Annotated in this window: 24 protein-coding genes; 8 read left to right on the plus strand and 16 right to left on the minus strand. The window is 73.7% G+C overall.

The genetic code is table 11. The features are described 5' to 3' along the window. Positions 1-4: 4 nt before the first annotated feature. From J2X49_RS10530 to J2X49_RS10550, 5 genes are all read right to left on the minus strand, one after another. Positions 5-1,786, minus strand: coding sequence for a penicillin-binding protein 2 (locus J2X49_RS10530; RefSeq protein ID WP_310125820.1), 1,782 nt, complete (start codon positions 1,784-1,786; stop codon positions 5-7). Positions 1,787-1,880: 94 nt separating this feature from the next. Beyond that, positions 1,881-2,552: a hypothetical protein gene (locus tag J2X49_RS10535; protein ID WP_310125823.1), complete on the minus strand. Its 672-nt coding sequence runs from the start codon at positions 2,550-2,552 to the stop codon at positions 1,881-1,883. Continuing rightward, positions 2,549-3,535, minus strand: a complete 987-nt coding sequence (gene rsmH / locus J2X49_RS10540) for a 16S rRNA (cytosine(1402)-N(4))-methyltransferase RsmH (protein WP_310125825.1) — start codon at positions 3,533-3,535, stop codon at positions 2,549-2,551. The genes J2X49_RS10535 and rsmH overlap by 4 nt, the downstream gene beginning before the upstream one ends. 96 nt (positions 3,536-3,631) lie before the next feature. After that, positions 3,632-4,063, minus strand: a complete 432-nt coding sequence (mraZ, locus tag J2X49_RS10545) for a division/cell wall cluster transcriptional repressor MraZ (RefSeq protein WP_246990781.1) — start codon at positions 4,061-4,063, stop codon at positions 3,632-3,634. A 286-nt stretch (positions 4,064-4,349) separates the two neighbouring features. Then, positions 4,350-4,730: a DUF3040 domain-containing protein gene (locus J2X49_RS10550; RefSeq protein ID WP_128188525.1), complete on the minus strand. Its 381-nt coding sequence runs from the start codon at positions 4,728-4,730 to the stop codon at positions 4,350-4,352. Positions 4,731-4,792: 62 nt separating this feature from the next. Between J2X49_RS10550 and J2X49_RS10555 the strand changes: the two genes are divergently transcribed. Next, positions 4,793-5,914, plus strand: a complete 1,122-nt coding sequence (locus J2X49_RS10555; RefSeq protein ID WP_396131247.1) for a polyprenyl synthetase family protein — start codon at positions 4,793-4,795, stop codon at positions 5,912-5,914. A 7-nt stretch (positions 5,915-5,921) separates the two neighbouring features. Here the strand turns inward: J2X49_RS10555 and J2X49_RS10560 are convergent, their stop codons facing one another. Then, positions 5,922-6,254 (minus strand): Rv2175c family DNA-binding protein, encoded by a 333-nt coding sequence (locus tag J2X49_RS10560; RefSeq protein WP_225792830.1) that lies wholly within the window; start codon positions 6,252-6,254, stop codon positions 5,922-5,924. A gap of 65 nt (positions 6,255-6,319) precedes the next feature. Between J2X49_RS10560 and pknB the strand changes: the two genes are divergently transcribed. Then, the gene (gene pknB, locus J2X49_RS10565) at positions 6,320-8,245 is read left to right on the plus strand and encodes a Stk1 family PASTA domain-containing Ser/Thr kinase (RefSeq protein WP_310125835.1); all 1,926 of its coding nucleotides are present in this window, start codon (positions 6,320-6,322) and stop codon (positions 8,243-8,245) included. A gap of 22 nt (positions 8,246-8,267) precedes the next feature. Here pknB and J2X49_RS10570 read toward each other — a convergent pair whose 3' ends face one another. Together J2X49_RS10570 and J2X49_RS10575 are read right to left on the minus strand one after the other, a co-directional pair. Further along, positions 8,268-9,650: a class II 3-deoxy-7-phosphoheptulonate synthase gene (locus J2X49_RS10570; RefSeq protein ID WP_128188529.1), complete on the minus strand. Its 1,383-nt coding sequence runs from the start codon at positions 9,648-9,650 to the stop codon at positions 8,268-8,270. A gap of 61 nt (positions 9,651-9,711) precedes the next feature. Continuing rightward, positions 9,712-10,428 carry a 1-acyl-sn-glycerol-3-phosphate acyltransferase gene (locus J2X49_RS10575; RefSeq protein ID WP_146357580.1) on the minus strand — a complete coding sequence of 239 codons (717 nt, stop codon included), beginning with the start codon at positions 10,426-10,428 and terminating at the stop codon, positions 9,712-9,714. Between the two features lie 128 nt (positions 10,429-10,556). Between J2X49_RS10575 and J2X49_RS10580 the strand changes: the two genes are divergently transcribed. Together J2X49_RS10580 and J2X49_RS10585 are read left to right on the plus strand one after the other, a co-directional pair. After that, entirely contained in the window at positions 10,557-12,392 is a 1,836-nt protein-coding gene (locus tag J2X49_RS10580) for a long-chain fatty acid--CoA ligase (protein WP_310125838.1), read from the plus strand. Between the two features lie 39 nt (positions 12,393-12,431). Next, positions 12,432-13,295: a class I SAM-dependent methyltransferase gene (locus J2X49_RS10585; protein WP_310125841.1), complete on the plus strand. Its 864-nt coding sequence runs from the start codon at positions 12,432-12,434 to the stop codon at positions 13,293-13,295. A gap of 4 nt (positions 13,296-13,299) precedes the next feature. On the opposite strand, the gene J2X49_RS10590 is transcribed toward J2X49_RS10585, so the two are convergent. Continuing rightward, entirely contained in the window at positions 13,300-13,791 is a 492-nt protein-coding gene (locus J2X49_RS10590) for a peptide deformylase (RefSeq protein WP_146357586.1), read from the minus strand. Continuing rightward, complete coding sequence (locus tag J2X49_RS10595) at positions 13,788-17,192, minus strand: pyruvate carboxylase (RefSeq protein ID WP_310125844.1); 3,405 nt, start codon at positions 17,190-17,192, stop codon at positions 13,788-13,790. The genes J2X49_RS10590 and J2X49_RS10595 overlap by 4 nt, the downstream gene beginning before the upstream one ends. 65 nt (positions 17,193-17,257) lie before the next feature. Here J2X49_RS10595 and J2X49_RS10600 point away from each other — a divergent pair, with 65 nt between their 5' ends. Continuing rightward, entirely contained in the window at positions 17,258-18,196 is a 939-nt protein-coding gene (locus J2X49_RS10600) for a ParA family protein (RefSeq protein WP_246990775.1), read from the plus strand. Between the two features lie 57 nt (positions 18,197-18,253). Here the strand turns inward: J2X49_RS10600 and J2X49_RS10605 are convergent, their stop codons facing one another. From J2X49_RS10605 to J2X49_RS10625, 5 genes are all read right to left on the minus strand, one after another. Continuing rightward, the gene (locus tag J2X49_RS10605; RefSeq protein ID WP_128188536.1) at positions 18,254-18,820 is read right to left on the minus strand and encodes a MerR family transcriptional regulator; all 567 of its coding nucleotides are present in this window, start codon (positions 18,818-18,820) and stop codon (positions 18,254-18,256) included. A gap of 179 nt (positions 18,821-18,999) precedes the next feature. Next, a complete protein-coding gene (locus J2X49_RS10610; protein ID WP_146357592.1) occupies positions 19,000-19,683 on the minus strand; it encodes a MerR family transcriptional regulator in 684 nt (227 codons plus the stop codon). Beyond that, the gene (locus J2X49_RS10615; RefSeq protein ID WP_396131281.1) at positions 19,680-20,048 is read right to left on the minus strand and encodes an FHA domain-containing protein; all 369 of its coding nucleotides are present in this window, start codon (positions 20,046-20,048) and stop codon (positions 19,680-19,682) included. Before J2X49_RS10615 ends, J2X49_RS10610 begins: the two co-directional genes overlap by 4 nt. A gap of 219 nt (positions 20,049-20,267) precedes the next feature. Beyond that, positions 20,268-20,582 (minus strand): AzlD domain-containing protein, encoded by a 315-nt coding sequence (locus J2X49_RS10620; protein ID WP_246990774.1) that lies wholly within the window; start codon positions 20,580-20,582, stop codon positions 20,268-20,270. After that, positions 20,579-21,319, minus strand: a complete 741-nt coding sequence (locus J2X49_RS10625; RefSeq protein WP_310125856.1) for an AzlC family ABC transporter permease — start codon at positions 21,317-21,319, stop codon at positions 20,579-20,581. The genes J2X49_RS10620 and J2X49_RS10625 overlap by 4 nt, the downstream gene beginning before the upstream one ends. A 35-nt stretch (positions 21,320-21,354) precedes the next feature. Here J2X49_RS10625 and J2X49_RS10630 point away from each other — a divergent pair, with 35 nt between their 5' ends. The 3 genes from J2X49_RS10630 to J2X49_RS10640 are packed head-to-tail and all read left to right on the plus strand — an operon-like array spanning position 21,355 to position 23,836. Then, positions 21,355-21,972, plus strand: a complete 618-nt coding sequence (locus tag J2X49_RS10630; RefSeq protein WP_310125858.1) for a DNA-3-methyladenine glycosylase I — start codon at positions 21,355-21,357, stop codon at positions 21,970-21,972. After that, entirely contained in the window at positions 21,957-22,676 is a 720-nt protein-coding gene (locus J2X49_RS10635) for a glutamine amidotransferase-related protein (protein WP_246990771.1), read from the plus strand. The genes J2X49_RS10630 and J2X49_RS10635 overlap by 16 nt, the downstream gene beginning before the upstream one ends. Next, positions 22,673-23,836 (plus strand): glycerate kinase, encoded by a 1,164-nt coding sequence (locus J2X49_RS10640; RefSeq protein ID WP_310125861.1) that lies wholly within the window; start codon positions 22,673-22,675, stop codon positions 23,834-23,836. The genes J2X49_RS10635 and J2X49_RS10640 overlap by 4 nt, the downstream gene beginning before the upstream one ends. On the opposite strand, the gene J2X49_RS10645 is transcribed toward J2X49_RS10640, so the two are convergent. Further along, positions 23,820-24,512: a phosphatase PAP2 family protein gene (locus J2X49_RS10645; protein WP_310125863.1), complete on the minus strand. Its 693-nt coding sequence runs from the start codon at positions 24,510-24,512 to the stop codon at positions 23,820-23,822. The two genes, J2X49_RS10640 and J2X49_RS10645, sit on opposite strands and share 17 nt — an antisense overlap. Positions 24,513-24,581: the final 69 nt, after the last annotated feature.

Here is a 24,581-nt window from a genome sequence, read left to right on the forward strand (position 1 = left end):
TCGCTCAGTCCGCGGTCCACTCGAGCGGGACCTCCGGCGGCTGGGTGGTGCTCGGAGGGATGTCGTAGTGGCGGATCAGGAGGTTCACCATATCGTGGAAGGCGGGGATGGCCCCCGCGCTCGTGCGCTCGGTCTGCGGGCTGTCGAACATCGTGAGCACCACGTACTGCGGGTCGTCGACCGGGAACACGCCCGCCACCGAGATCATCATGCGGTCGGGGTCGTAGCCCCCGCCGTTCTCGTACGCCATCTGCGCGGTGCCGGTCTTCGCGGCGATGCGGTAGCCCTCGATCGGGAACGTGTCGTAGCCGTAGTCGGTGACGACGTTCTCGAGCACCTCGAGCGTCTGCCGGGCGGTGGCGTCGGTGACGACGCGCTCCCCCTGCCCCTGGTCGGGCCGCACGACCTCGCCCTCGGCCGTCGTGCAGCTCTCGATGAGGCGCGCGGGCAGGTGCACGCCGCCGTTGGCGAGCGCCTGGTAGGCGGAGGCGAGCTGGATGGGCGTGGCCGAGAGCCCCTGCCCGAACAGCACGGTGAGCTTCGACTGCGGGTCGAGCGCGGCGGCGTCGTGCAGCAGGCCGGCCTGCTCGCCCGCGAAGCCGACGGCCGACTGCTCGCCGAAGCCGAAGCGGTCGAGGTACTCGTAGTAGTCGCCGCGGTCCATCGGCTCGGCGAGGCGCGACATGCCCGAGTTCGACGAGTTCACGAGGATGCCGGCGGCGGTCCACTGCTCGACGGGGTGCTCGTGCGCGTCGCGCACCCGGGCGCCCGGCGCCGTGTACACCCACGGCACGCTCAGCTCGTCGCGGGGCGTGATGATCCCGAGGTCGAGCATGGCCGCGAAGGCGAAGGTCTTGAAGATCGAGCCCGGCTCGTACGCGGCGGTGAACGCCCGCGACCCGCGATCGCGCTGGGCCGATGCCGTCGGCTGGTTGGGGTCGACCGTCGGCGACTCGGCCGCGGCCACGATGGAGCCGTCCGTGCGCAGCACGACGGTCGTGCCGCTGCGCGCCCGCAGCTGCGACGTGTACTGCGCGGTGAGCTGCTGCACCTGGTACTGCACGTCGCTGTCGATCGTGAGCTCGACGGTGCCGCCGTCGACGGCCGGCTCGGTCAGCATCGAGCCCGGGATGGGGGTGCCGTCGGCGGAGCGGTCGAAGACGCGGCTGCCGGGCTCCGAGGCGAGGCACTCCTGCTGGCTGCGCTCGATGCCCGCGAGCGGCTCGCTCTGGCCCATGAAGCCGACGAGGTTGCCCGCGACCGAGCCCGCCGGGTACACGCGCTGCGGGTTGAGGCGCAGGTAGACGTAGGGCAGGTCGAGCGCCTGCACCGCCTCGAACTGCTCGACGTCGAGCCCGCTCGAGAGCATGAGGTAGTCGGAGTCGGGGTTGCGCTCGAGCTCGGCGTAGATGCGCGCCTGCAGGTCGAGCGGGTCGTCGCCGGTGATGCGGCCGATCTCGGTCAGCGCATCGCCGACGGTCACGACCGCGTCGACGCCGTCGAGGTCGGGCTGCAGGTCGCGCGTGTACCGAGGCGACACGGTGAGGTCCCAGCGGTCGACGCTCTCGGCGAGCACGGTGCCCGTCAAGTCGACGATCGGCCCGCGCGTGCCGAAGATGGTCTGCGAGACGCCGCGGCGCCCATCCGCCTCGGCGTTGAGCGCCTCGGCGCGCACGAGCTGGATGTCGGCGAGGCGCACGACGAAGCCCGCGAGCATCGCGAAGGTGAGGACGGCGATGATCGTCGTCCGCACGCGGTCGCGACTCCGGTTCCGCTTGGCGACCACGGGCACCTCCGCTCCATTCCGCTCGCATCGCGAGCCTCGATCAGGTCGTCAGCACGGTATCGGCGCCCCGGCTGCTCGCCCGGCCGCCACGCCCTCAGCCGCCGGCGTTCGCCTCGGCGGGCAGCAGCGTGCCCGGGGCGGGCTGCTGCGGCTGCTGCGCCTGCCCGGCCTGCTCGGCCTGGGCGACGGTCGGGTCGCCGGAGAAGGGCGACTCGCCTGCCGGCAGGAGCATGCCCGGGTAGGGCCTCGCCGCCTCGACCTGCGCCTGCTGCACCGCGGCGGCCGCCTGCGGCTGCTCGGTGAGGAGCGCGTTCGGCACGTACATGCCGAAGCGGTCGAGCGCGGGCGCCTGCATGTGCAGGGCGTCGGGACCGCCCGCGGTCGCGGTGCCGGCGAGGGTGAGGAACTGCGACGGCTGGCCGGCCAGCATGCCGAGCTCGTCGGCGGCGACGGCGACGTGCTGCGGCGACGCGAGCACCGCGACGTCCTCGGCGAGCATCTGCTCGGCGCGCGCGAGGGTCGTCGACTGCACCTGCAGGTCGCTCAGCCGGTACGCGCCCTCGCTGATGACGACCGACAGGCCGAGCTGCGCGCACACGATGCCGGCGAGCCCGGCGAGCGCCACGACCCCGTGCACGAGGCGCGGCGCCCGGCGCGGCGCGATCGCCGGCAGGGGCAGCGCCCGCAGGTGCCGCTCCGGCTCGGCCTGGGGCTCCGGGTGGCGCTGGGGCTGGGCGTGCAGGTCGACGATGGCTGCGGTGGTCATGCCAGCTCCTCCGGGATCGAGGCGGGTCGGATGCGCTGCGCCGCACGGAGGCGGACGGGTGCCGATCGGGGGTTGGCCGCGCGCTCGTCCTCATCGGCGAGCTCGGCGCCGCGCACGAGCAGCCGCAGCTGCGGCGCGTGCTCGGGCAGCTCGGCGGGCAGGTCGAGCGGCGCCGTCGAGGAGGCGGCTGCCTGCAGGGCGCGCTTGACGATGCGGTCCTCGAGCGACTGGTACGCGAGCACGACGATGCGCCCGCCGACCGCGAGCGCGGCGATCGCCGCCGGCATCGTGCGCTCGAGGATCGCGAGCTCCTGATTGACCTCGATGCGCAGCGCCTGGAACACGCGCTTCGCGGGGTGGCCCTGGTTGGAGAGGGCCCGCGGCGTCGCCGCCTGCAGGATGTCGACCAGCTGCACGGAGGTCTCGATCGGGGCCGTCGCGCGCGCCGCGACGATGGCGCGCGCGTAGCGGTCGGCGAGCTTCTCGTCGCCGTACTCGCGGAAGAGGCGCGACAGCTCGCGGTCGCTGCGCTCCGCGAGGATCGAGGCGGCGGTCACGTCGCCGGACTGCCCCATGCGCATGTCGAGCGGCGCGTCCTTCGCGTAGGCGAAGCCGCGGTCGGCGGCGTCGAGCTGCAGGCTCGAGACGCCGAGGTCGAGCAGGATGCCGTCGACGAGCCGCACGCCGGCGGCCTCGGCCGCGAGGTCGATGCGGTCGTAGGTGGTCTGCACCGGCACGAAGCGGTCGCCGAAGCGCGCGAGCCGCGCGCCGGCGAGCCGGATGGCGTCGGGGTCGCGGTCGATGCCGGCGACCACGAGCGTCGGGTGCGCGGCGAGCAGCGCCTCGGTGTGGCCGCCCATGCCGAGCGTGCCGTCGACGACGACGGGCGTGCGGCCCGCCTCGACGGCGGCGGCGATCGCCGGGGCGAGCAGCTCGAGCGTGCGCTCGAGCATCACGGGGGTGTGGAGGTCGGATGCGTCCATGTCGTTCCCTGCTCCGTCCCGGTCCCTGATCCCCATCCGTTCGACGCGCCGCCGGGGAAGTGCGGCGCGGCGGACAGCTGGGGGTCACGAGCCGGGTCAGAAGATGCCGGGGATCACCTCCTCCGTGGTGCTCGCGAAGTCGGCCTCCTTGGCCGCGTAGTACTCGTTCCAGGCCTCGGTGTCCCAGATCTCGGCCCGCGTGCCCGCCCCGATGACGGTGAGCTCGCGACCGAGGCCCGCGTAGTCGCGCAGGTTGGCCGGGATCGTGACGCGGTGCTGGCTGTCGGGCTGCTCGCTCGACGCGCCGGAGAGGAACAGGCGCAGGAAGTCGCGCGCCGCCGACGAGGTCAGCGGCGCCTGGCGGATCTGCTCGTGCACCCGCTCGAACTCGCGCACCGAGAAGACGTAGATGCAGCGCTCCTGCCCGCGGGTGAGGACGAGGCCGCCCTCGAGCTCCTGCCGGAACCGGGCGGGGAGGATGACGCGGCCCTTGTCGTCGAGCTTGGGCGTGTGGGTGCCGAGGAACACATCGCCCCCTCTCGTCCGGCCTGCGAGCAGTTGCGTCGGACCCTTCCGACTTCCTCCACTCTACTCCACTCACCGCCACAAATCTCGAGAATCTGTCCACGACTCGCCCGAGGCGCCAGGAATGGCAAGGGATGCGGCGGTGGAGGACTTTCGCCGCCACTTCAGCACGCTGCGGCCCCGGGCGCGGCGAGCGCGCCCGGGAGGCCTGCCGGAGGCGAAGAGAAAGGGCCGACTCTCTCGAGTCGACCCTGGGGTGGAGCGCGGTGGAGGCCGCCGCGGCGGAGGCTCAGCCCCGCTGGTTGCGGTCGTCCCACTCCTGCGCGAGGCGGTCCATGAGGTTGGGGCCCTGCTTCGCCGACGCCGGGCCCTCGCTGGGCCGCGCGCCGGGCGCGACGTCGTCGCCGGTCGCGGGCTTCGACGCGGACAGCGCCCACAGCGCACCGGCGACGGCGACGCCGAAGCCGAGGACGCCGAGGACGGCGAGCTTCATCGACACGCCCACCACGATGAGCACGAGCCCGATCGCGATGCCGAGGACGCCGACGGCGACCTTCGTGTAGTCGACCGTGCGCGGACCGCTCGAGGCGGTGACGATGTCGGCCTCGTGCTTGTAGAGATTGCGCTCCATCTCGTCGAGCAGTCGCTGCTCGTGCTCGGAGAGGCCCATCTCGCACCCCCTTCGCTCGACCGGTGCGGATGGCCAGTGTACGCGCTGTCGCTGTCAATAGCATGTGGGTTGTGTCGGCACAGCAGCGCTTCGCCCGAGCCGTCGACGGCTCGATCCAGCAGTACCTCGACGAGCGCGAGCGCGCCCTCACGGAGATCTCCGGCGACGCCGCGCCCGTGCTGCGGCTCGTGCGCGAGATGGTCTCCGGGGGCAAGCGCGTGCGCAGCGCGTTCGTGCTCTGGGGCTGGCACGCGGTCACCGCCTCCCGCGACGGGGCCGACCGCACGACCGGCACCGAGCAGGATCCGCAGTGGGCGCAGGTGGTCGGCGTCGCGACCGCGATCGAGCTCTTCCACGCCGCCGCCCTCGTGCACGACGACATCATCGACGCATCCGACACCCGGCGCGGCAGGCCCGCGATGCACCGCTCGCTCGAGCGGATGCACCGCGAGGGCGAGTGGGTCGGCGACGCCGCGTCGTGGGGCACGAGCGCCGCGATCCTGGCCGGCGACCTGCTGCTGAACTGGGCCGACGACCGCATGCTGCTCGCGTGCCGCGGCACGGCGCACGGCGACGCCGTGCACGACGCCTACCGTCGCATGCGCGAGGAGGTCACCTTCGGCCAGTACCTCGACGTGCTCGAGGAGGCGGCCTGGATCCGGCAGGAGCCGGCGGCGCTGCTCGACCGCGCGCACACCGTCGCCGTCTACAAGTCGGCGAAGTACTCGGTCGAGGCGCCGCTCACGCTCGGCGCGCTGCTCGCGGGCGCCGACGAGGGGCAGCTCGACGCACTCGCCGGCTACGGGCTGCCCGTCGGCGTGGCCTTCCAGATGCGCGACGACCTGCTGGGCGTGTTCGGCGACCCCGAGGTCACCGGCAAGCCGGCGGGCGACGACCTGCGCGAGGGCAAGCGCACCGTGCTGATCGAGATCGCGCGGCAGCGCCTCGGCTCGGGAGTGCGCACGATGCTCGACGAGCTGCTCGGCGACCGCGAGCTCGACGAGCGCCAGGTCGCGATCCTGCAAGACGCCATCCAGCGCTCGGAGGCGCCCGCGCGGCTCGAGGCGCTCATCGACCGCGCCGTCGGCGAGGCGCTCGAGGCGCTGCACGAGGGCACGCTGTCGCGCTCCGCGGTGCTCGAGCTCGAGCGGCTGGCCGACACGGTCGCGAAGCGCGACCGCTGACGCCGGCTCAGCCGAGCAGCTGCGCCGCGCGCCGCACGGCCGACTTCGCGCCCGCGCGCATCGCCTCGATCGGCGCGGTGCCGAGCGAGTCGTCCTCGGCGAGCAGCCAGTCGATCGCCTCGTCGTCGGTCATGCCCTGATCGAGCAGCACGAGGAGCGTGCCGCGCAGCTCCGGCAGCGGCTCGCCGTCGCGGATCGCGGCGGCGGGCACCTCGAGCCGCCCGTTGCGGCGGGTCGCCGGCAGGCGATGCTCCTCGATGAGGCGGTGGATGCGCCCGACCGGCTGGCCGAGCAGGGTCACGAGGTCGGGCACGGAGAGCCAGGTGGTGTCTTGCGTCACGGCTCCCATGATGGCGGACGGCGTGGATCACGGGGAACCGGCCGCATCCCGCCTATCCTCGGCACGTGCCCGTCGACTCCCGCGATCCCGTCATCGGACGGCTGATCGACCGCCGGTACGAGGTGAGCGAGCGCATCGCGCGGGGCGGCATGGCGAGCGTCTACGAGGGCGTCGACCGACGGCTCGACCGGAAGGTCGCCGTCAAGGTCATGCACCCGCACCTCGGCGACGACCCCGACTTCCGCGAGCGCTTCATCCAGGAGGCGAAGGCCGCGGCGCGGCTCGCGCACCCGAACGTCGTGAACACGTACGACCAGGGCGAGGACGGCGACCTCGCGTGGCTCGTCATGGAGCTCGTGCCGTCGATCACGCTGCGCGACCTGCTCGCCGAGCGCGGCCGCATCACCGCCGAGCAGTCGCTCGACGTGCTCGAGGCGATCCTCGCCGGCCTCGCCGCCGCGCATCGCGCAGGCATCGTGCACCGCGACCTGAAGCCCGAGAACATCCTGCTCGCGCACGACGGGCGCATCAAGATCGGCGACTTCGGGCTCGCGCGCGCCGCGACCGCCAACACCGCGACCGGCAAGGCGCTGCTCGGCACGATCGCCTACCTCTCCCCCGAGCTCGTCACGCGCGGCGTCGCCGACACCCGCAGCGACATCTACGCGGTCGGCATCATGCTCTTCGAGATGCTCACCGGCACCCAGCCGTTCACGGGCGACGAGCCGATGCAGATCGCCTTCCAGCACGCGAACGAGCAGGTGCCGCTGCCCTCGAGCGTCGCGGGCGACGTGCCGGAGGGGATGGACTCGCTCGTCCACTGGGCGACGCAGCGCGACCCGAACCTGCGCCCCGCGAACGCCGCCGAGATGCTCGAGGAGGTGCACGCGGTGCGCGCGCGCGGCCTCGACCGGCCGACGTCGGTGCTGCCGGCGGTCACCGAGGACGACCGCTCGACGACCGTCATCGAGCGGCCCCGGAAGCCGCGTCGTGGCGCGCCCGTCGAGCCGCAGGTCGTCGAGGACGGCGGCGACGGCGCCGCGACCACCGCGCTCGCCCGCCGGGTCACGGTGCGGCGCAGGCGCGGGATGCTGTGGCTCGCGGCCGTGCTGCTGGGCGCGCTCCTCGCCGCCGGCATCGGCTGGTGGTTCAACCTCGGCCCCGGCGGCAACGCGACCGTGCCGCAGGTGGCGGGCGAGCCGCGGGCGGCGGCCGAGCAGCTGCTCGCCGAGCGCGGCATCGAGATCTCCGGCAGCGTCACCGAGCCGCACTACGACATCCCCGCCGGCCACGCGCTGCGCACCGATCCGCCCGCGGGCACCGAGATCCGCAGCGCCGACGCGGTGCAGCTCGTGCTCTCGTCGGGGCGGCGCAGCCTCCCCGTGCCGGAGGTCGCCGGCCTGCCGGTCGACCAGGCGCGCGCCGACATCGAGGCTGCCGAGTTCGCCGTCGCCGAGCCGCTCGACGAGATCTTCGATGCGAGCCCCGCTGGCACCGTCATCGCCGGCTACGCGCCCGACGGCACCGTGCTGACCGAGCTCGAGGAGCTCGAGGAGCGCTCCCCCATCGCGCTGCGCGTCTCCCTCGGACCGATCCCCGCGGCGGCCGGCCAGTCGGCCGACGACGCGCGCGCGGCGCTCGAGGCCGTCGGGCTCGAGGCCGACTTCTCGGCGGAGGAGCACTCCGCCGACGTGCCCGAGGGCGTGCTCCTCAGCGTCACCGTGCCGAGCGACCGCCACATGCGCGCGGGCGACACCGTCACCGGCGTCGTCTCCCTCGGGCCCCGCATGGTCGAGGTGCCCGACGTGGTGGGCATGCCCATCCCCGACGCGCTGCGCGCGATCGAGGAGGCGGGGCTCCAGCCCGAGCTGACGACGAACATCCCGGAGCCCCTCTGGGGCGCGCCGGGCGCCGACATCGTCTCGCAGGGCACCGAGGCCGGCGAGTCGGTCGTCGAGGGCTCGACCGTCGCCCTCGACGCCACCTACTGACGCCGGCGCCGCTGCCCGGCGGCTACGGGCGCTGCGCCGCCCGCAGCTCCTCGGCCACGAGGAACGCCAGCTCGAGCGACTGCATGTGGTTGAGCCGCGGGTCGCAGAGCGACTCGTAGCGCGACTCGAGGCCCAGCTCGTCGATGTCCTCGGCGCCGCCCAGGCACTCGGTCACGTCGTCGCCGGTGAGCTCGACGTGGATGCCGCCGGGGAACGTGCCCACCTGGCGGTGCGCCTCGAAGAAGCCCCGGACCTCGTCGACCACGTCGTCGAAGCGGCGCGACTTGTAGCCGTTCCTCGTCGTGATGCCGTTGCCGTGCATCGGGTCGGTGACCCACAGCGGCGTCGACTCGAGCGACTTCGAGGCTTCGAGCAGCGGCGGCAGCGCGTCGCGGATGCGCCCGGCACCCATGCGGGTGATGAACGTGAGGCGCCCGGGCTCGCGATCGGGGTCGAGCCGGTCGACGAGCGCCTCCATGTCGGCGGCCGTCGTCGACGGGCCGAGCTTCACGCCGATGGGGTTGCGGACGCGGGAGAAGAAGTCGACGTGCGCGCCGTCGATGTCGCGGGTGCGCTCGCCGATCCACTGGAAGTGGCTCGAGGTGTTGTAGGCGAGGCCCGTGCGCGAGTCGATGCGGGTCAGCGGGCGCTCGTAGTCCATCAGCAGGCCCTCGTGGCCGGTGAAGAACTCGACGCCGCGCAGCTCGTCGAAGTTGGCGCCCGCGGCCTCCATGAAGCGCACCGCGCGGTCGATCTCGCCCGCGAGCGCCTCGTACCGCGCGAACGACGGGTTCTGCGCGAAGCCCTTGTTCCACGAGTGCACCTGGCGCAGGTCGGCGAACCCGCCCTGCGTGAACGCGCGCACGAGGTTGAGCGTCGACGCGGCCATGTGGTAGCCGCGGAGGATGCGCTGCGGGTCGGCCGCGCGCGACTCCGGCGTGAAGTCGTAGCCGTTGACGATGTCGCCGCGGTAGGCCGGCAGCGTCAGGTCGCCGCGGGTCTCGTCGTCGCTCGAGCGCGGCTTGGCGAACTGCCCCGCCATGCGGCCCATCTTGATGACGGGCATCGCCGCGCCGTACGTGAGCACGACCGCCATCTGCAGGATGGTCTTCACGCGGTTGCGGATGTTGTCGGCCGTCGCGCCCGCGAAGGTCTCGGCGCAGTCGCCGCCCTGCAGCAGGAAGGCGCGGCCCTGGGCGGCGGCGGCGAGCCGCTCGCGCAGCATGTCGACCTCGCCCGCGAACACGAGCGGCGGGGCGCTGCGCAGCTCGCGGCGCACGTGCTCGACGGCGGCCTCGTCGCCCCAGGCGGGCTGCTGCTTGATGGGGAGCGCGCGATACGCATCCAGGCCCTGCTCGATGGAGCGGTGTCCGGTGGACTCGGGGATCGCGATCGTGTCGGTCATGCTCGCCTCTGCGTCGTGCGGCGCCGGGGTGCGCCGCCGTCCAGTCTACCGATGGGCGCGGTCAGCGGCCGGTGCGCTGCGCGGCGAGCGCGCGGCGCTCTGCCTCGACGCGCGACTTCACGCTCGACGCGTAGACGTCGACGTACTCCTGGTCGGAGATGCGGTTGAGGCCGACCATGATCTCGTCGGTGATCGAGCGCAGCACGAAGCGGTCGCCCTCGAGGTTGTAGTAGCGCGAGAAGTCGATCGGCTCGCCGAAGATGATGCCGATGCGGCCCACCTTGGGCAGGCGCTGCCCGATCGGCATGACCTTCTCGGTGTCGACCATCACGCACGGGATCACCGGCACCCGCGCATCCAGCACCATGCGCGCGACGCCGGTGCGGCCGCGGTAGAGCTTGCCGTCGGGGCTGCGGGTGCCCTCGGGGTAAATGCCGATCAGCCCGCCGTCCTGCAGCTTCTGGAGCGCCGCGTCGAGGCTCTGCGAGCTCTTCTCGCCGCCGGAGCGATCCATCGGGAGCTGCCCCACCGCGAGGAAGAACCACCGCACGAGCCGGCCCTTGAGCCCCTTGCCGTTGAAGTAGTCGGACTTCGCGAGGAAGTACACGCGCCGGTCGATCACGAGCGGCATGAGGAAGGAGTCGATCACCGAGAGGTGGTTGCCCGCGATGATCGCGCCGCCGTGCTCGGGGATGTTGTCGAGACCCGCCACCCATGGGCGGAACACGCGGTTCATGTACGGGCCGACCACCCAGTGCCGCAGCAGCCAGTAGAACATCGCACCTCCGTCGTGCCCACGAGCCTAGGGCAGTGGGAGGGGTCCGACAGACATGCGCGCGCGGCTCGGGCCCGCCGGCCGGGCCGACCATAGAATGCTCGCAACGCACGAACGCCGAAGGAGTCCCAGTGCCCGAGCTCACCGTCCCCCAGGGTGTCATCCCCCCCGTCGTCGCGCCCGACCCCGACGCGAACGTCACCGACCTGCTCGAGGACACCGTCCGGGCCTACCCCGACACGCCGCTGTTCGCGCTGCCCGAGGGCGACGGCTGGCGCGACGTCTCCGCCGCCGAGTTCCGCCGCCAGGTGATCGCACTCGCCAAGGGCCTCGTCGCGGCCGGCGTCGAGCCCGGCGACTCCGTCGGCTTCATGTGCAAGGTGCGCTACGAGTTCTCGCTCGTCGACTTCGCGCTCTGGTACGCCGGCGCCCGCATGGTGCCCGTCTACGAGACCTCCGCGCCCTCCCAGATCCAGTGGATCCTCTCCGACGGCGGCGCCTCCCGCGTCATCCTCGAGGACGCCGACCTCGTGTCGCGCTTCGACGAGGCGCACGGCGACCTGCCGGCGATCACCGACGTGTGGCGCATCGACCGCGGCGACCTCGACGCGCTCGTCGAGCGCGGCAAGGACGTGCCCGACGAGGAGATCGAGCGCCGCCGCTCCATCGCGGTGGGCAGCGACGTCGCCACGCTCATCTACACGTCCGGCTCGACCGGCCGCCCCAAGGGCGTGATGCTGACGCACTCGAACTTCGTCGAGCTGTGCCGCAACGCCAAGGTCGCGATGGCCGACGTCGTCGGCCCCGGCTCGTCGACGCTGCTGTTCGTCACGCAGGCGCACGTGTTCGCGCGCTTCATCTCGGTGCTCTGCATCGCCTCCGCCGTGCGGGTCGGCCACCAGTCCGACACGAAGAAGCTGCTGCCGTCGCTGGGCTCGTTCAAGCCCACCTTCTTCCTCGCCGTGCCGCGCGTGTTCGAGAAGGTCTACAACGCGAGCGAGCAGAAGGCCGAGGCCGGCGGCAAGGGCAAGATCTTCCGCGCCGCCGCGCTCACCGCCGTCGAGCACTCGAAGGCGCTCGACGCCGGCCACGTGCCGCTCGGGCTCAAGCTGCGCTTCGCGCTCTTCGACCGGCTCGTGCTCAGCAAGCTGAAGGTTGCGCTCGGCGGCAACGTCAAGTACGCCGTCTCGGGCTCGGCGCCGCTGTCGCACTTCCTCGCGCACTTCTACCGCTCGCTCGGCATCCGCATCCTCGAGGGCTACGGCCTCACCGAGACCACCGCGCCCGTCACGGTCAACGTGCCCGACAAGTTCAAGATCGGCACCGTCGGACCCGCCCTGCCCGGCAACGGCGTCAAGATCGCCGAGGACGGCGAGGTGCTCGTCAAGGGTGTCTGCGTCTTCGCCGGCTACTGGCACAACGAGCAGGGCTCGCGCGAGGCGTTCACCGAGGACGGCTGGTTCCACACCGGCGACATCGGCGCGCTCGACAGCGAGGGCTACCTGACGATCACGGGCCGCAAGAAGGAGCTCATCGTCACCGCCGGCGGCAAGAACGTCGCCCCCAACACGCTCGAGGACCCGATCCGCTCGAACACGATCATCGGCCAGCCGGTCGTCGTGGGCGACCAGCGGCCCTTCGTCGCCGCGCTCATCACGCTCGACGCCGAGATGCTGCCCACCTGGCTCGAGAACCACGGCCACGACAAGGCGATGACGCTCGAGCAGGCCGCGCAGCACCCCGCCGTCATCGAGGAGGTGCGCGGCCAGATCCGCCGCGCGAACACGCTCGTCTCGCGCGCCGAGTCGGTGCGCAAGTTCGCGATCCTCCCGATCGAGTTCGTCGAGGCGAACGGGCACCTGACGCCGAAGATGTCGATCAAGCGCGACAACGTCATGCGCGACTTCGCCCCGCAGATCGAGGACATCTACGCCTCGAACTCGACGGCGCACGACGTCGGCGAGTGACGGAGCCCGCGCCGAGCGAGCCCCTGCCCGTGTGAGCCGATGATCCTGCCCGGAGCCCCGCAGTCCGCCGCGGCGGTCGCCGACCACTACGACGAGCTCGACGCCACGTACCGGCGGCTGTGGGGCGAGCACGTGCACCACGGGCTGTGGTCGACGGGCGACGAGACCCCCGAAGCGGCGGTCGAGGCGCTCGTCGACTCGGTGGGCGACCGCCTCGGCCTCGCCCCGGGCGACGCGTGCGTCGACATCGGCTGCGGCTACGGCGCCACCGCTCGGCGCCTCGCGGCGACGCGCGGCGTGCGCGTCGTCGGCTTCACCCTCTCGGGCGAGCAGGCGCGGCACGCCGCGGCGCACGCGACCGCCGGTGTCGAGATCCGGCAGGGCGACTGGCTCGACAACGGCCTGGCGGACGCCTCGGCCGACGCCGCGTGGGCGATCGAGTCGAGCGAGCACTTCGCCGACAAGCAGCGGCTGTTCGCCGAGGCCCACCGCGTGCTCGTGCCCGGCGGCCGCCTCGTCGTGTGCGCGTGGCTCGCGGCCCCCGACCCGCGCCGGTGGGAGGTGCGCCACCTGCTCGAGCCGATCTGCCGCGAGGGGCGCCTGCCCTCGATGGGGACGCGCGCGGAGTACGAGGCGATGGCGCGTGCCGCGGGCCTCGAGGTCGTCGGGTACCAGGACGTCAGCCGCCGAGTGGCGCGCACGTGGACGATCTGCACCGGCCGGCTGCTGCGGTCGGTGCTCGTCGACCCCGAGACGCGCCGGCTCGCGGTCGAGGCGCGCAACCGCGAGTTCGCGCTGTCGCTCCCCCGCCTGATGCTCGCCTACCGCACCGGCGCGATGCGCTACGGCATCCTCACCCTCGCGAAGCCCGGCGCCGAGGCGGCGCCGCCCCGCGGCGCCTGACCGCTCAGTACCAGGCGGCCTTCCGCACCTCGGCCATCGCGACCGAGCGCATCTCCTTGTCGAGCGCCTGCAGGTAGAGCTTCCCGTCGAGGTGGCCCATCTCGTGCTGCAGCATCTGCGCCATGAGCCCCTCGCCCTCGAGCACGACCTCGTCGCCCGCGAGGTCGACGCCGACGACCCGGCAGTACGGGTGCCGAGGCGTGGGGAAGCCGAGCTCGGGCACCGACAGGCACCCCTCGTCGACGAGCACTGGCTCGCCGCGCACCTCGTCGATGCGCGGGTTCAGCACGTAGCCCACCTCGCCGTCGACGTTGTACGAGAAGGCGGCCCGCGCCACGCCGATCTGGCAGCCGGCGACGCCCGCGCGGCCCGGCACGCGCACCGTGTCGAGCAGGTCCTGCACGAGCGCGGCGGTGGCGGGCGCCGACGGGTCGACGGGCTCGGCGCGCTCGCGCAGCACCGGATCGCCGAAGACGCGGATCTCGCGGACGCTCACGACGGGCGGACCACGACGAGCAGGTCGCCCGCCTCGACGGGCGTCGTGCCGGTGAGCGCGAGGCGCTCGACGGTGCCGGCGATCGGCGTCGTGATCGCGGCCTCCATCTTCATCGCCTCGATGGTGGCGACGGGGTCGCCGGCGGCGACCGCGTCGCCCTCGGCGACCTTGACCGTGACCGCCCCGGCGAAGGGTGCCGCGACCTGGCCCGGCACCGAGGCATCCGCCTTCTCGGCCTGCGGCTTGTCGACGGTGACGGAGCGGTCGCGCACGTAGACCGGGCGCAGCTGGCCGTTGAGCACCGTCATGACCGTCACGATGCCGTCGTCGTCCGGCTGGCCGACCGCCTCGAGCTCGACGTTGAGGGTGACGCCGCGGCCGATGCCGACCTGGTGCTCCTCGCCGGCCTGCATGCCGTAGAGGTAGTCGATCGTGTCGACGACCGAGAGGTCGCCGTACTGCGCGCGGGTCTCCTTGAAGGCCCGCGTCGGCCCGGGGAACAGCAGCTCGTTGAGCGCGTCGCGGCGGTCGGCGCCGGGCTCGGCGAGGCGCGCGGACTGCTCGGGCTCGAGCGGGGTGACCGAGATGTCGACCGTGCGGCCCTCGAGCACCTTCGAGCGGAAGGGCTCCGGCCAGCCGCCCGGGAGGTCGCCGAGCTCGCCCGCCATGAAGCCGATGACGGAGTCGGGGATGTCGAACCTCCGCGGGTCGCGCTCGAACTCCTCGGGGTCGACGCCCTGCGCGACGAGCTGCAGCGCGAGGTCGCCGACCACCTTCGACGACGGCGTCACCTTCGTGGGGCGGCCGAGGATGCGCGAGGCGGCCGCGTACCAGTCCTCGATCCTCTCGAAGTCGTCGGCGAGGCCGAGCGCGATCGCCTGCTGCCGCAGGTTCGACAGCTGGCCGCCCGGGATCTCGTGGTGGTAGACGCGGCCGGTGGGGCCCGGCAGGCCGGACTCGAACGGCTTGTAGAGGCGGCGCACCGCCTCCCAGTACGGCTCGAGGTCGCTCACCGCGGTGAGCGAGAGGCCGGTGTCGCGCTCGGTGTTCGCGACCGCGGCGACGAGCGCCGACAGCGACGGCTGGCTCGTCGTGCCCGCCATCGGCGCGCTCGCGACGTCGACGGCGTCGACGCCGACGGCCGAGGCGGCGAGCAGCGTCGCGAGCTGGCCGCCCGCGGTGTCGTGCGTGTGCAGGTGCAGCGGCACGTCGAAGCGCTCGCGCAGGGCCGACACGAGCTTCGTCGCGGCGCCCGCGCGCAGCAGGCCCGCCATGTCCTTGATCGCGAGCACGTGCGCGCCGGCGTCGACGATGCGCTCGGCGAGGCGCAGGTAGTAGTCGAGCGTGTAGAGGTCCTCGTCGGGGCTCAGCAGGTCGCCCGAGTAGCACAGCGCCACCTCGGCGACCGTGGTGCCCGTCTCGAGCACCGCGTCGATCGCGGGCCGCATCTGGTCGACGTCGTTGAGCGCGTCGAAGATGCGGAACACGTCGACGCCCGTCGCCGCGGCCTCCTCGACGAACGCGGTCGTCACCTCGGTCGGGTACGGCGTGTAGCCGACGGTGTTGCGGCCGCGCAGCAGCATCTGCAGCGGGATGTTCGGCATCGCCTCGCGCAGGCTCGCGAGCCGCTCCCACGGGTCCTCGCCGAGGAAGCGCAGCGCGACGTCGTAGGTGGCGCCGCCCCACGCCTCCATCGAGAGCAGCTGCGGCGTCATGCGGGCGACGTGCGGGGCGACGGCGACGAGGTCGGCGGTGCGCACGCGGGTCGCGAGCAGCGACTGGTGCGCGTCGCGGAAGGTGGTCTCGGTCACGGCGAGCGAGGTGCGCTCGCGCAGCGCCTTCGCCCAGCCGGCCGGGCCGAGCTCCTGCAGCCGCTGGCGCTCGCCGTCGGGCGCGGGCGCCTCGAGGTCGGCCGCGGGCAGCTTGATGGCCGGGTTGATGACGCGGTCGGCCTTGCCGTTCGGCGCGTTGACGGTGACGTCGGCGAGCCAGGCGAGCACCTTCGACGCGCGGTCCTTGGGCGGGTTGATGCGCGTGAGCTCGGGGTGCTCGTCGATGAAGTGCGTCGAGACGTCGCCCGAGCGGAACTCGTCGTGCTCGAGCAGGTTGAGCAGGAAGGGGATGTTCGTGGCGACGCCGCGGATGCGGAACTCGCTCACCGCGCGGTGCGCGCGGCGGATGGCCGTGTCGAGGTCGCGGCCGCGGCACGTGACCTTCGCGAGCATCGAGTCGAAGTGCGGGCTCACCTCGGTGCCGGGGTTGATGGTGCCGCCGTCGAGGCGCACGCCCGCGCCGCCGGGCGACCGGTAGGCGGTGATGCGCCCGGTGTCCGGCCGGAAGCCGTCGGCGGGGTTCTCGGTGGTGACGCGGCACTGGAGCGCGGCGCCGTGCATCTCGATGCGGTCCTGCGTGAGGCCGAGCTGCTCGAGCGTCTCGCCCGCGGCGATGCGGATCTGGCTCGCGACGAGGTCGACGTCGGTGATCTCCTCGGTGACCGTGTGCTCGACCTGGATGCGCGGGTTCATCTCGATGAAGACGTGCTGGCCCTTGCGCTCCCCCGCGGTGTCGAGCAGGAACTCGACCGTGCCGGCGTTCACGTAGTCGATCGACCGGGCGAAGGCGACCGCGTCGCGGTAGAGCTCGGCGCGCTTCTCCTCCGAGAGGTTGGGCGCGGGGGCGAGCTCGACGACCTTCTGGTGGCGGCGCTGCACCGAGCAGTCGCGCTCGAACAGGTGCACGGTCTCGCCGGTCGCGTCGGCGAGGATCTGCACCTCGATGTGGCGCGGGCGCACGACGGCCTGCTCGATGAACATGGTCGGGTCGCCGAAGGCGGAGTCGGCCTCGCGCATCGCGGCCTCGAGCGCCTCCTTCAGGTCCTCGCGCCGCTGGACCAGGCGCATCCCCCGGCCGCCGCCGCCGGCGACCGCCTTGCAGAAGACCGGGAAGCCGATCTCGTCGGCCCCGTCGAGCAGCGTCTGCATGTCGGTGGTCGCGGGCGTCGACCGCAGCACGGGCACGCCCGCGGCGATCGCGTGCTCCTTGGCGGTGACCTTGTTGCCGGCCATCGCCAGCACCGCCGGGCCGGGCCCCACGAACGTGATGCCGGCCTCGGCGGCCGCGGTCGCGAGCTCGGGGTTCTCGCTCAGGAACCCGTAGCCCGGGTAGATGGCGTCGGCGCCGGAGTCCTTCGCGACGCGGATGATCTCGCTCACCGTCAGGTAGGCGCGCACCGGGCGGCCCGGCTCGCCGATCTGGTAGGCCTCGTCCGCCTTCTGGCAGTGCAGGGAGTTGCGGTCCTCGTGCGCGTAGACGGCGACCGTGCGGATGCCCAGCTCGTTGGCGGCGCGGAAGGCTCGGATGGCGATCTCGCCACGGTTGGCGACGAGCAGCTTCTGGAACATGCAGAACCCTCCCGGGGGTGCGGCGGCGCGGGCTTCCCAATGTAGTGGGGCTAGGCTTGGGCGCCGTGCACGTACTCTCGATCAGTTCCCTCAAGGGCGGTGTCGGCAAGACCACGGTGACGCTCGGTCTCGCCTCCGCCGCCTTCGCCAAGGGCCTCCGCACGCTCGTGGTCGACCTCGACCCGCAGTCCGACGCCTCCACCGGCATGGACATCGAGATCGAGGGCCGCCTGAACGTCGCCGACGTCCTCACGAACCCGAAGGACAAGGTCGTCCAGCAGGCGATCTCGCCCTCGGGCTGGACCCAGGGGCACGGCGGCACGATCGACGTGCTCATCGGCTCCCCCTCGGCCATCAACTTCGACGGCCCGCACCCGACCATCAAGGACATCTGGAAGCTCGAGACGGCGCTCACGACCGTCGAGAACGACTACGACCTCGTGCTCGTCGACTGCGCCCCGTCGCTCAACGCCCTCACGCGCACCGCGTGGGCGGCATCCGACCGCGTGCTCGTCGTGACGGAGCCGGGCCTGTTCTCGGTCGCCGCCGCCGACCGCGCGCTGCGCGCGATCGAGGAGATCCGTCGTGGCCTCAGCCCCCGGCTGCAGCCGCTCGGCATCGTCGTGAACCGCGCGCGCCCGCAGTCCCTCGAGCACCAGTACCGCATCCAGGAGCTCAAGGACATGTTCGGGCCGCTCGTGCTCGACACCGTGCTGCCCGAGCGCACCTCGATGCAGCAGGCGCAGGGCGCGGCCCGTCCGCTCCACGTGTGGCCGGGCGAGGGCGCGCAGGAGATGGCGCTGCAGTTCGACGAGCTGCTCCAGACCGTGCTGACCGCCGCCGGCCGCGCCGGCGACGAGGCCGCCTCGGGCCGCAAGGTGCCCGCCCCGACCGCCGCCGTCGACGCGACCGCCGCCGCGGAGCTCGAGGAGGCCGCTGCCGTCGAGGACGCCGAGACGACCACCGCCGGCGAGGCCGAGCCGGGCGAGGGCAAGCAGCCGTAGGCCGCTCGGCCGTCCGGCCATCGGCCGGACCTCTGCCGCGCGCGCGGCGCGAGCCGGTCAGGCCGTGCGGCTCCTGCGGGCGCGACGGGCCGCGAGCTCGTCGACGTGCTGCTCCTCGGCGGGCGTGACCTCGAGCTCGATGAGCTGCGTCTCGACCTCGCGCAGGACCTTGCCGACGGCGATGCCGAAGACGCCCTGGCCGCGGCCGAGGAGGTCGATGACCTCGTCGCTCGAGGTGCAGAGGTAGACGCTCGCGCCGTCGGACATGAGCGTGATCTGGGTGAGGTCGCGCACGCCGTGCTCGTGGAGCTGCTGGATGGCGACCCGGATCTGCTGCAGCGAGATGCCGGTGTCGAGCAGGCGCTTGACGAGCTTCAGCACGAGGATGTCGCGGAACGAGTAGAGCCGCTGGCTGCCGGAGCCGTGCGCGGGCCGGATGGTGGGCTCGACGAGCCCGGTGCGGGCCCAGTAGTCGAGCTGGCGGTACGTGATGCCCGCCGCGTCGGCCGCGATCGCGCCGCGGTAGCCGACCGCGTCGGCCTCCTGCGGCAGGCCGTCGGTGAACAGCAGGCCGGCGTCGAGGCGGGCGGGACCGCCCTGGTCTGCATCGATGCCGTCGCCCATGGCCGTACCTTCCGCTGCGGGGGCTCAAACCTTCAAGTCGAGGTTGAGTGTTGAGCCCCACCGTATCGAGCCGCCGCCCCGCTTCGGTGCAACCTCCGACGGCGCGGCGTGTCGGGGCCGAGTCTACGCCCTGCCGCCCACGCCGGCGCAGCAGGACTCGCGGGCGCGGGGCCTCGGCGTCAGGCGCCCAGGGCGTCGCGGGTCAGCAGCTCGCGCACCGACTGGATGTGGCTCGCGAGGTCGCGCGCGGCCTCGGCCGCCTGCGCCTGGCTGCTCGTCTCGCGCCGCCCGCGCATGGGCTTGAGCGCCGACTCGATGAGCGCCGCCTCGCGCTGGGCCGACTGGCGCATGCCGCGCAGGTGCCGCGGCTCGATGCCGAAGCGCTCGAGCTCGACGAGGGCCTTGAGCGCCTGCACCGCGGCGTCGCCGAACGGCTCGGCGCCCGGCAGCAGCTGGGCGGAGATGGCGTCGGCGACGAGCTGCTTCGTCGCGCCCGCCTCCGACTGCAGCTCGGCGCGCGACAGCCGGCGCTCGGCGCCGAGGATCGACGGCGCCTCGACGCGCACGTTGGCGCCGGGGATCTGCGGCGAGCGGCCGTGGTCGATGTCGTCGAGGTGCCCGAGGATGACCTTGAGCGGCAGGTAGTGGTCGCGCTGCAGCGTGAGGATGTAGCGCAGCCGCTCGAGGTCGGCCGCGTCGAACTTGCGGTAGCCGGACGGCGTGCGCTGGGGCGTGATGAGCCCCTGGTCCTCGAGGAAGCGGAGCTTCGAGGGCGAGAGGTCGGGGAACTCGGGGCCGAGCTTGGCCAGCACCTGGCCGATCGAGAGGAGGGAGGCGGGCTTCCGCGCGGCCTGTGCGCTCACTGCCGTGGTTCGAGGTCGAGGCGTGAGCGGTAGAACGTGAGGCGGAACTTGCCGACCTGCACCTCGGCGCCGTCGCGCAGCACGACGTGGTCGACCCGCTCGCCGTCGTGGTACGTGCCGTTGAGCGACCCGAGGTCGCGCAGCTCGAACGTCGTGCCCGAGCGCGTGAACTCGGCGTGACGGCGCGACACGGTCACGTCGTCGAGGAAGATGTCGGCGTCGGGGTGGCGACCGGCGATCGTGGAGTCCTGGTCGAGCAGGAAGCGGGCGCCCACGTTGGGGCCGCGGCGCACGACGAGGATGGCCGAGCCCGACGGCAGCGAGGCGACCGCCTCGCGGTCCTCGGCGGTCGTACCCGACAGCATGGCGGCGAGCTGGGCGCGGTAGTCCTCACCCCACGACTGCGTGCTCTCGCCGTCGTTGCCCCGGCGGGCGTCGTGCTCGGTCATGCGCTTCCTCCGTGCGGATGGTGCCGGCGGCCCCGGCGAGTGTCGTTCAGCATAGCGATACGAGGCTGTGCCCGGCGTCGTCCCCGGGCGGGCCCGAGAGGCAACCCTAGCGAACGCGCGAGGGCCGCGGGCGCCTCACGCGAAGCCCGCGAGCGCGCGCAGCAGCGCGGCCGTCGCAGCGGCCGCGGCGACCGCGACGATGAAGGGCGCCCGCACCGCGAACAGCCCCGCCGCGACGGCCACAGCGGGGATGCGCGCGTCGAGCGCGATGCCGTCCGCGCCGCCCAGCGTCTGCACGGCGACGAGGCCGGCGAGCAGCGACACGGTGAGCAGCTCGAGCGTGCGCCGCGGCCGCGGGCTGTCGAACAGCCGCGGCGGCACCGCGTAGCCGAGCAGCTTGATCCCGAGCACGGCGATCGCGGCGAGCAGCACCAGGTGCCAGACCGTCATGCGTGGTCCCCCTGACGGTGGTCGGGGCCACCCGGGTCCGGCAGGTCCGACTCGTGGCGCGGGCCGAGCCAGTTCGTGAGGCCGACGACGACGCCCACGAGCGCGGCGACGATGACCGGCATGCCCGCCGGCAGCACGGGCAGCAGCGACGCGGCGACCACCGCGCTCGCCGCGGCGACCGCGACCGCCTGCCGCGCGCGCAGCCGCGGCCACAGCAGCCCGACGAACGCGGCCGCCGCCGCGGCGTCGAGCCCCCACTGCCGCGGGTCGCCCAGCAGGTCGCCGAGCAGCGCGCCCGCGAGCGTCGCGACGTTCCAGCCGACGTAGATGCCGATGCCCGTCACCCAGAAGCCCGCGCGCTGCGCCCGCGGCTCGTCCTGCGCGAGCGCCACCGCCGTCGACTCGTCGATCGTCACGTGCGCGGCGAGCGGCAGGAGCGCCGGGGCCGGCGCCACCACGCGCCGCATGCTCATGCCGTACAGCGCGTTCCGCAGCCCCAGCATCGCCGCGCTCGCGACGCCCGCGATGCCGCCGCCCGAGGCGATCACGCCGATGAACGCGAACTGCGAGCCGCCCGAGAACATGAGCAGGCTGAGCGCCATCGTCTGCCAGAGGTCGAGTCCGGAGGCGATCGAGAGCGCGCCGAACGAGAGCCCGTAGGCGCTCGTCGCCACGACGACGCCGACGCCCTCCCGCGTGGCGCGGCGCACCGCATCCGTCGTCGCCGTCCTGTGCACCGATCCAGCCTAGGCTCGCGGCTAGCCTGGTCGGCATGCACCTGATCGTCGGCGAGGACGGCCTCGCGAGGCCGTCGTGGGCCGCGACCGACCCGCTGCTGCGCGACTACTACGACCGCGAGTGGGGCATGCCGGTGCGCGACGAGACGGGGCTGTTCGAGCGGCTCTCGCTCGAGGCGTTCCAGTCGGGGCTCTCGTGGGCGACCATCCTGCGCAAGCGTCCCGCGTTCCGCACCGCCTTCGCGGGCTTCGAGCCGGATGCGGTGGCGGCCTTCGGCGAGCAGGACGTCGCGCGGCTGCTCGGAGACTCGGGCATCGTGCGCAACCGCCGCAAGATCGAGGCCACGATCGGCAACGCGCGGGCGACGGTGGCGCTGCGCGAGGAGGGCGGGCTGCCCGCGCTCGTGTGGTCGTTCCAGCCCGGCGAGACGCCCGCGCCGCAGACGCTCGCCGACGTGCCGACGCAGTCGGACGAGTCGCGCGCGCTCTCGCGGGCGCTCAAGGCGCGCGGCTTCGCCCACGTCGGCCCGACGACGATGCACGCGCTCATGGAGGCGGTCGGCATCGTCGACACCCACCTCGTGGGCTCCCACCGCCGCGGATCGAGCGGCGTGTGGGCCGCGGACGGGAGGCTCGCATGCGCCGGATCCTGATCGTGCAGTCGCGGCCCGAGGACGAGGTCGCGGCCGCCGAGCTCGAGGCGATGGTGCGCTTCGGCCGCCTCGACGAGTCGCGGGTGCAGCGGGTGCGGCTCGACCGGGAGCAGCCCGCGATCGACCTCGCCGACGTCGACGCGGTGCTCGTCGGCGGCGGGCCCGCGAACTTCAGCGACGACCACCGGCGGCCGCCCGAGCACGCGGCGACGGTGACGTGGCTGCGCGACCTCGCCGAGCGGGTGATCCGCGACGACCTCCCCTACCTCGGCGCGTGCCTCGGCCTCGGCGCGCTCGTGCACGCGCTCGGCGGCCGCATGGTGCGGGGCATCGCCGAGTCGGTGGCGCCGGTCGAGCTGAGCCTCGTGGGCGAGGACTGGCTGACCGACGGCCTGCCGCGCGCCTTCACCGCGTTCGGCGGCCACAAGGAGGGCATCGCCGAGGCGCCCGAGGGCGCGACGACGCTCGCCGTGTCGGCCGCGTGCGTGCACATGGTGCGCGTCGGGCAGCACGTCGTGGGCACGCAGTTCCACCCGGAGCTCGACGCCGACGGGCTCGAGCAGCGCATCCGCGTCTACCGCGACCACGGCTACTTCTCCCCCGCCGAGGTCGACGACCTCGTCGCCGCGGGCCGCGCCGCGCACGTCGAGCACCCGCAGGCGATCCTCGCCCGCTTCGCCGAGCGCTACGGGCTGCAGCGATGACGGCCGCGCCGCAACGGGCGGTCGTCGCGTTCGACGCCTTCAAGGGCAGCCTGACCGCGCTCGAGGCGTGCGAGGCCGCCGCGCGCGGCATCCGCTCGGTCGTGCCGGGCGCCGAGGTGGTGCTCGTGCCGATGGCCGACGGCGGCGAGGGGAGCCTCGACGCGCTGCTCGCGCGCGGCGGCGACGAGGTCGTCACCGAGACGGTCGACGCGATCGGCCGGCCCGCGCGCGCGCGCTGGGCGCTCGACGGCCGCAGCGCCGTGATCGAGCTCGCGCAGGCGGCCGGCCTGCCGCAGGTCGAGGACGCCCCGCTGCAGCCGCTCGCCGCCTCCACGGCGGGCCTCGGCCGCGTCGTGCTCGACGCGCTCGACCGGGGCGCCGTGGAGCTCACCCTGCTCCTCGGCGGCTCGGCGACGAGCGACGGCGGGGCCGGCCTCCTCACCGCGCTCGGCGCCCGGCTGACGGATGCGTCGGGCCGGCCCGTGCAGCCGGGCGGCGGCGGGCTCGCGGCGCTCGAGCACCTCGACGTCTCGGGCGTCGACCCGCGGGCGCTCGCCGCCCGCTGGCGCTTCGTCACCGACGTCGACGCGCCCCTCACCGGACCTCGCGGCGCCGCCGCCGTCTTCGGGCCGCAGAAAGGCGCGGGCCCCGACGACGTGCGCGCGCTCGACGCCGCGCTCGAGCGCTTCGCGCGCATCGGTGCCGAGGCGCTCGGCGTCGATGCGGCATCCGTCATCGACGTGCCCGGCTCCGGCGCGGCCGGCGGGGTCGCGAGCGTGCTGCGCGCGCTCACCGGCGGCGACGTCGTCGCGGGCGGCGCGTGGTTCGCCGAGCTCGCCGGGCTCGACGCCGCGGTGCTCGGCGCCGACCTCGTGCTGACGGGCGAGGGCCGCTTCGACGGCCAGTCGGCCGGCGGCAAGGTCGTCTCCGTCGTGCACGCGGCCGCCGAGCGGCACGGCGTGCCGCTGTGCGTGCTCGCGGGCTCCGTCGACGCGGACGCTGCCGCCGCGATGGGCGTGCCGGCGCTCTCGATCGCCGCCGGCCCCGCGACGCTCGACGCGCTGCAGCGCGACGCGGGCGACCTGCTCGCGGCGGCCGCGGCATCCGTCGCACGGCTCGCGCTGGGCGCCGGGCGCCTCGGCGTCACCGACGCGCGCTGACCGTCTCGTCAGTGCCCGCCGGCTCGGGGCGACCGCGGCGCTCTCGCTCGAGCCGCGCGGCGAGGAGCTCCCACAGCCCGAGCGCGACGCCGACGGCGACGAGCACGCCGCCGAGGGTGTCGGAGAGCCAGTGCGCGCCGAGGTAGGTGCGGCTCAGCATCATGCCGATCGTCCAGGCGGCGCCGGCGGCCCACACCCACCAGCGCCGCAGCAGCAGCCCGAGCGCCGTCGCGACGAGCGCCGCGTTCGCCGCGTGCCCGGAGGGGAAGGACCCGTGGTCGACCGTCACGAGCACGTCGAGCGGCCGCGCGCGGTCGACCGCGTGCTTGAGGAGCTGCACGAGGAGCCCGGTGAGGATCGACGCCACGAGGAAGTAGCCCGCGGCCCACGGCCGGCGGCGCAGCAGGAGCAGCCCCGCGACGACGCCGGGCACGATGAGCGTGGCGACGACGCCGCCCCCGAGGGTGTCGAAGGCCAGCGACGCGGTGGTGAGCAGCGGCGAGCGCTGGGTCACCAGGCGGTCCATCCACTCGGCCTCGAAGCCGAAGGGCTTGCTGCTCTCGCGGTAGAGCAGCACCGCCGAGAGCGCGATGGCCAGCGCCAGCGCCGTCAGCGCCGCCCAGGCGCGGCGACGACGCGGCGATGCGACGAGCGCGTTCGTGAGCTGCTTCGGCACGGTGCTCCTCCGGTGTCTGCGACCACGGTAGCGGCGGACGCCCGGCAGGCTCCCCGCCTGCCGGCGCGG

Origin of the sequence: Agrococcus sp. BE272, from assembly GCF_031457935.1 — a bacterium.
GTDB lineage: Bacteria > Actinomycetota > Actinomycetes > Actinomycetales > Microbacteriaceae > Agrococcus > Agrococcus sediminis.

Bases quoted from the DNA above. Each gene is read 5' to 3' on its own strand.
- J2X49_RS10535 (WP_310125823.1), bottom strand. From the start codon at position 2,552: ATGACCACCGCAGCCATCGTCGACCTGCACGCCCAGCCCCAGCGCCAC.
- rsmH (WP_310125825.1), bottom strand. From the start codon at position 3,535: ATGGACGCATCCGACCTCCACACCCCCGTGATGCTCGAGCGCACGCTC.
- J2X49_RS10550 (WP_128188525.1), bottom strand. From the start codon at position 4,730: ATGGGCCTCTCCGAGCACGAGCAGCGACTGCTCGACGAGATGGAGCGC.
- J2X49_RS10555 (WP_396131247.1), top strand. From the start codon at position 4,793: ATGTGGGTTGTGTCGGCACAGCAGCGCTTCGCCCGAGCCGTCGACGGC.
- J2X49_RS10570 (WP_128188529.1), bottom strand. From the start codon at position 9,650: ATGACCGACACGATCGCGATCCCCGAGTCCACCGGACACCGCTCCATC.
- J2X49_RS10575 (WP_146357580.1), bottom strand. From the start codon at position 10,428: ATGTTCTACTGGCTGCTGCGGCACTGGGTGGTCGGCCCGTACATGAAC.
- J2X49_RS10585 (WP_310125841.1), top strand. From the start codon at position 12,432: ATGATCCTGCCCGGAGCCCCGCAGTCCGCCGCGGCGGTCGCCGACCAC.
- J2X49_RS10595 (WP_310125844.1), bottom strand. From the start codon at position 17,192: ATGTTCCAGAAGCTGCTCGTCGCCAACCGTGGCGAGATCGCCATCCGA.
- J2X49_RS10605 (WP_128188536.1), bottom strand. From the start codon at position 18,820: ATGGGCGACGGCATCGATGCAGACCAGGGCGGTCCCGCCCGCCTCGAC.
- J2X49_RS10615 (WP_396131281.1), bottom strand. From the start codon at position 20,048: ATGCTGTCGGGTACGACCGCCGAGGACCGCGAGGCGGTCGCCTCGCTG.
- J2X49_RS10620 (WP_246990774.1), bottom strand. From the start codon at position 20,582: ATGACGGTCTGGCACCTGGTGCTGCTCGCCGCGATCGCCGTGCTCGGG.
- J2X49_RS10630 (WP_310125858.1), top strand. From the start codon at position 21,355: ATGCACCTGATCGTCGGCGAGGACGGCCTCGCGAGGCCGTCGTGGGCC.
- J2X49_RS10635 (WP_246990771.1), top strand. From the start codon at position 21,957: ATGCGCCGGATCCTGATCGTGCAGTCGCGGCCCGAGGACGAGGTCGCG.
- J2X49_RS10640 (WP_310125861.1), top strand. From the start codon at position 22,673: ATGACGGCCGCGCCGCAACGGGCGGTCGTCGCGTTCGACGCCTTCAAG.